The sequence below is a fragment of the Streptomyces torulosus genome (genome assembly GCF_001419765.1).
Classification (GTDB): Bacteria; Actinomycetota; Actinomycetes; order Streptomycetales; family Streptomycetaceae; genus Streptomyces; species Streptomyces torulosus.
In genome coordinates, this window is record NZ_LIRK01000667.1 from 1 (window position 1) to 6,113 (window position 6,113).

Here is a 6,113-nt window from a genome sequence, read left to right on the forward strand (position 1 = left end):
CGGGCGTCGAAGTCCTCGACGACGTCGAGGACTTCGACGCCCGCTTCTTCGACTTCTTCCCCAAGCAGGCCGAGGTGCTCGACCCCCAGGCCCGCTGGCTGCTGCGGACGACCTGGGAGGCGCTGGAGTCGGCCGGTCTGCCGCCGCGCCGACTACCGCCGTCCACGGGGGTGTTCGTGGGCGCCAGCTACCAGCACTACCGCGACTACAACATCCCGCAGGAACTGGACGCCCACAGCGGCCTCGGCAACCACAACGCCTTCCTCGCGAACCGACTCAGCCACTTCCTGGACCTGCGCGGCCCGAGCATGACGGTCGACACGCTGTGCTCGTCGTCGCTCGTGGCCCTGCACACCGCGGTGCGCAGCATCGGCAACGGCGAGTGCGAGCAGGCGATCGTCGCCGGTGTCCGCATCGCCATGTCGCCGTTGCACTACGTGGCCATGAGGAATCTGCGGGCCCTGTCCGCCACCGGCGCGTCGCGTGCCTTCGACGCGGCGGCCGACGGGTTCGTACCGGGTGAGGGCGTGGTGTCGGTGGTGGTCAAGCCGTTGGCGGCGGCCCTGCGGGACGGGGACCGGGTACGCGGGGTGATCCGGGGGAGCGCGGTCAACCACGGGGGCCGCACCAGCGGACTGACGGTGCCGAGCGCTCGCGGCCAGGGGGAAGTGGTGGCCGAGGCCCTGCGGGACGCCGGTGTGTCACCGGACACGATCGGGCTCCTTGAGGCGCACGGCACGGGGACGAGTCTCGGTGATCCGATCGAGGTCGAGGGGCTGACCCGGGCCTGGCGTGAACACACCGATCGCGCCCAGTTCTGCGCGATCGGCTCGCTGAAGTCGAACGTGGGCCATCTGGAGCCGGCGGCTGGCCTCGCGGGCCTGGTCAAGGCGCTGCTGGCGATGGAGCACGGCGTGATCCCGCCGACCCTGCACGTGACGCGCCCCAACGACCACATCCGCTTCGAGGACACCCCGTTCTACCTGGCCGATCGCCCCCGGCCCTGGCCGCGAGGCGGAGAGCCGCGGCGGGCCGCGGTGAGCGCGTTCGGCATGGGCGGAGTCAACGCCCACGTCGTCGTCGAGGAGCCACCGCCCGCACCCGCCCGTACGGGGACCGTTCACGGCCCCCACCTGGTGCGCGTCACCGCGGCGGACGAGCCCACCGTGCGCACCCTCGCCGCCGCCTACGCCGACCGCTTCGACGCGGCACACGACGACCGGGAGACCGCCGACCTCTGCCACACGGCCAACGTGGGACGCTCACCGCTGGAGTTCCAGACGGCCGTCAGCGGGCGCGACGCCGCCGAACTCGCCGCGGCACTGCGTTCCGTCGCCGCCGGCGAGCTGCCGATCGCCCGCGTCGACAGCGCGCTCACAGCCGAACAGGCCCTCGGCGGCACGGTCGCGTCGGGGGAACCGCACCGCCACACCGCCGCCGTCGCCATGGTGAGAGCCGGATACGCGCACGTCGAATGGGCCCGGCTCACCGCGCCCGGCGCACGCGTCACCGACCTTCCGACCTACCCGTTCGCCGCGCGGAAGCACTGGCACACCCGCGAGGCCACGGCACCGTCATCCCCTGACGGAACGGCCTCTGCCGCGGCCACGGCGGGGATCGCCGAAACGGCCCACGGCACGGCGGCCGCAGCGGACGGCGGCCCCGAGGCGCTCCGCGTCGAATGGCACCCTCGGGAGTTGCCGCTTGCCGGGGCCCGGCCGCCGCGTGGCTCGGTGCGCCTCGTCACCGCCGACACCGCCCTGCGGGCCGCCCTCACGGCCCTGCTCCGCGAGGAGGGCGCGATCGTCGAGGAGACCGGTCTGGGCGCCGACACCGTCGTCGTGGTGAACCCCCCGGACGGTCAGGCCGCAGAACCGGCCGACCTCAGCGCGTTCTGGTCCGAACTGGGCTCCCTCGTCAAGGCGTTGCCCGCGCACGGGCGGCTGCTCTGGGCAGGACACCACGGCGCGGCCGTGCACGATCCGGTCGTACATGGGGCCGAGCGCGCACGGTTGGAACCCGAACGATGGGAACACGAGCGGTCGGAGCCCGACCGGTTGGAACATGGACGGTCGGAACCCGGACGGTCAGCATCCGCCAGGTCGGAACGCACACAGCTGAGGCCGGAGGCCGCCGCCATGGCCGTGGCCGTACGGGCGGCCTGTGCCGAGAGCCGGAAGCGGTGCGCCGTCGTCGACCTGGACCCGGCGGACTCGGCCGACGTCCGGGCCCGGCAGATCGCCGCCGAGTACGCGGCCCTGCTCCGAGGCCCCGACGCCGATCCGGGCACGGACCTTCTCCCCGGCACGACCGCGGCCTACCGCCGAGGCGTCCGGTACACGCCGCGAACGGCCGCGGCCCGGCCCGGATCCTCGTACCGGCCCTCCGGTGACGGCTATTACCTGGTGACCGGGGGACTCGGCGCGGTCGGACGCCATCTCATCCGGCGGCTCGTCGACGGCGGGGCCCGTCACATCGGCGTCATCGGGCGGTCCGTCCTCGACGAGGCCCGCGCCGCACGGCTGCGGGAGTTGGCGAAGGGGGCCGATGCGGCGTACCTGCCCTGTGACGTCGCCGACGCCTCCGCCCTGGCCGCCGCGGCGCACGAGTTCGGGGCGCGTTGGGGCCGCCTGCTCGGTGTCGTGCACTGCTCCGGCGGGGTCAACCCGTTCGGCGCGATGCACCGCCGGCCCTGGAGCGACGCCGCGCGAGCGGTCGCCCCGAAGGTCCCCGGCTCGCTGAACGCCGTACGCCTGGCCCAGGAGGAGGGCGCCGACTTCGCGGTCCTGGTGTCCTCGATCGCGGGCACCCAGCCCCGGGCCGGGCGCGGCCTGGTCGACTACAGCCTGGCCAACGCCTACCAACTCGCCCTGGCCGAGCGCGAGAACGGCCCCGTCACCGCGGTCACCGCCCACGCGTGGCCCAACTGGACCGGCACGGGCATGGAGGCGGACGCGTCGTACTCCGCCGCGCACTCCCTCGCAGCGGACGAGGCGGCCGACGCGTTCCTCGCCCACATCAGGTCGGGAGGCGCGGTCGTCTTCCCCGGCACGGCCTCCACAGCCGCGCCGCCGCACGCTCCCGCACCGGCCGACCCTCCCGCGACGCGAGGGGCGGCTCGGTCCGGGGCGTACGACGAGGTGACGCAGATCCGTACCGTGATCGCCGCACGGCCGGCCGGCGGACGGAACCACGAGCTGATGCGGGGTCATGTGCGGGACGCGTTCGTGCATGTGCTGGGCGAGGACCCGGGCGACCGTCCGCTCCAGGCGCTGGGACTGGACTCCCTGGTCATCGCCGAGCTGACCGCCGCCCTGGAGCGGTGCAGCGGCCTCACCGTCGATCCGTCCCTGTTGATGCGGGCCCCCACGGCCGCCGAGGTCGCCGCCGGTCTTGCCGCGGTCGCCCCGGAGGGGTCCCCGGCACCCGCCGAGGACACGCAGTCGAGGGGAACCGCGGCCGTGGACGGCCGGCGAGTCTCCGCCTTGAGCGCTCTGCTGCACCCCCTCGTCACCCGCGACCGGAACCGGTGACGCCATGACGACCGAGCCGAATGAGAGGACCGCTGTGAGCGAGCTCGATGGCCGCATCGCCGTGATCGGCATGGCGGTGCGGCTCCCGGGGGCCGAGGACGTCACGGACTTCGCGACCCTGCTGAGGCGGGACGGCGTCGAGGTCGACGAGGTCCCACCGAGCCGTTGGGCGCGCGAGCTGTACCTCGGTGACGGCGCCCATCAGGGCACGCACCACCGGGGCGCCTTCCTTCCGGACCCGTTCTCCTTCGACCACGAGGCGTTCGGCCTGACCGCCGAGGACGCCGTACTCCTCGACCCGCAGCAGCGGGTGATGCTGGAGGTCGGAGCCCGGGCGCTGGAGGACTCCGGCTATCTGAGGACCCGTCGGCGCCTCGACGCGGGCGTGTTCGTCGGCGCCCGCATGAACGCGTACGGCTTCGACCACGGTCGCGGCCTCGGCGCCGACGGCACACGAGGACCGTCCGACGGCCCGATGGCCGGCCCCGGCGACGGGCCGCGCCCCGCCTCCCTCTGGGGGCGGTCGCAGAACTTCATGGCGGCCTGGCTGTCCGACCGGTTCGACCTCGCAGGTCCCGGCCTCGTCGTCGACACCGCCTGCTCCTCCTCCCTGACGGCCGTGTGGCTGGCCTGTCAGAGCCTCACGGCGGGGGCCTGCGAGCTGGCCGTCGTCGGCGCCGTCGACCTGCTGATCGACCCGCTCACCTTCGTCCTGCTCTCCCGCACCGGCGCCCTGTCCCCGGCGGGCCTGTGCCGGACCTTCGACCGCAGGGCCGACGGCTATGTGCCCGGCGAGGGCGCCGTCGCCCTCGTCCTGAAGCCGATGAGAGCGGCACGGGCCGACGGCGACCTGATCCTCGGCGCGATCGCCGCGAGCGCGGTCAACAACGACGGCCGCACCATGGGCGTCACCTCGCCGAACCTGGAGGCCCAGGTCGAACTGCTGGGCAAGGTGTACGAGCGCATCGACCCGCTGTCCGTGCAGTACGTCGAGGCCCACGGCACCGGCACCGCCATCGGCGACCCCATCGAGGCGCGGGCCCTCACCGAGGTGTTCGGCCGGCACGGCGTACCCCGCAACTCCGTGGCGCTCGGCTCCCTCAAGCGCCGTATCGGCCATCTGCACTCGGCGGCGGGTCTGGCGGGCCTCGCGAAGCTGATCGTCATGCTCCGCGACGGCATCGTCCCCGCGCTCACCGTGGAGGACCCCAACCCCCGCCTCAACCTGGCCGACAGCCCCTTCCACCTGCCCGCCACGCCCGGCGCCTGGCCCGAGGCCCCCGTGCGGCGCGCCGCGGTGAGCGGCTTCGGTTTCGGCGGGACGAACGCGCACGTCGTCGCCGAAGCCGTACCCCCGGCCTCCCACGAGGAGGACCACGCGTCCGTGCCGTCCCGTACGACGGCGGCGCGGGTGGCACCTCAAGTGCTGCCCCTCTCCGCCGACACCCCGTACGCGCTGCGGGAACTGGTCGCGCAGTGGATCGAGTTCCTGCCCACCGTGACCGGTGACCTGGACGACGTGTGCGCCACCGCGAGGCTGGCCCGTCCGCACCGTGCCACGCGGGTCGCCGTCACCGGGGCCGACGCGACGGAGCTGGCGTCCGCCCTGCGCGCCTGGCTCCTCCGCCCCGAGGCCCCGGACGCCGCCCCGCCCGGGGAAACCGCCGTACGGACCGCCGGACGAACCGCCACACGGACCACCGTACGGGTCCGCCCCTCGTCGGACGAGGCAACCCCCGGCTGGCTGGGGGTGCTCGACCGCTCGGTGCCGGCCGTGCACGAGATCATGGGCCTCTTCGAGACGGCGACCGGGGTGCGCCTGGCCGACTTCTCCGGTGAACTCCTCCGGATCAGCGAGGGGATCGCCCTCACCGTGGCGTTGCGGGACGCGGGAGTGCCGGAGGCCGCGGTCGACCTGCCCGCGGGCTGGGAGGCGCTCCGCGACTTCGCCTGGGGCCGCGTTCCCCTGGAGGAGGCACTCGCCGACGTCCTCCGCCGCGACGGCGACCCGGCCCCCGGAGCCGAGTACGAACCGGCAGCCGACGACGAGTTGATCGCACGCCTGGCCCGCGCCCACGACGACCGGGAGGTCGCCGCGGAACTCGCCGCGATCACCGCCGGCCTCTTCACGGCGGGCCAGGACATCGACTGGGCCGCGTACCAGGGGGACACCGCGTGGCGCACCCGCCTGCTGCCGTCGGCCCAGCCGCGCGGCCGGGCCCTGGACCTGCGCGAGCCGCTGCGCTCACCCGAACCCGGCGCGCCCGCCGAACTCGTGCGGGACGAGGGCCCCGGCGGTTACGTCTTCGCGCGGGTCTTCGGACCGGGCGAGGCGCCCCTCGCACAGCACGCCGTCTACCGCCGGATCATGCTGCCCGGGGTGGCGTGGCTGGAGTTCCTGCGCGAAGGGGCAGCGCTGCGCGGCGAACCCTTCCACGGAGTACGGGACCTGCTGTTCCACCGCCCGCTGATCCCCTCCGGCGCGTCCCGCGTGGTGTGCCGCGTCGACGGTCAGGGGCGGTTCACGGTGGAGGACGACCACGACGGGGGCCCCTTCGTCGCCGGCCGGCTGCTGGGCGA

2 protein-coding genes are annotated in these 6,113 nt (G+C 74.4%); both read left to right on the forward strand.

Features of this window, described 5'->3' with window-relative positions; all coding sequences use genetic code 11:
* On the forward strand, positions 1-3,533 hold a 3,533-nt coding region (locus AOK23_RS36940; RefSeq protein WP_157878261.1), incomplete at its 5' end, for an SDR family oxidoreductase.
* A 34-nt stretch (positions 3,534-3,567) separates the two neighbouring features.
* A partial coding sequence (locus AOK23_RS36945; RefSeq protein WP_276205790.1) for a beta-ketoacyl synthase N-terminal-like domain-containing protein occupies positions 3,568-6,113 on the forward strand: 2,546 nt, incomplete at its 3' end.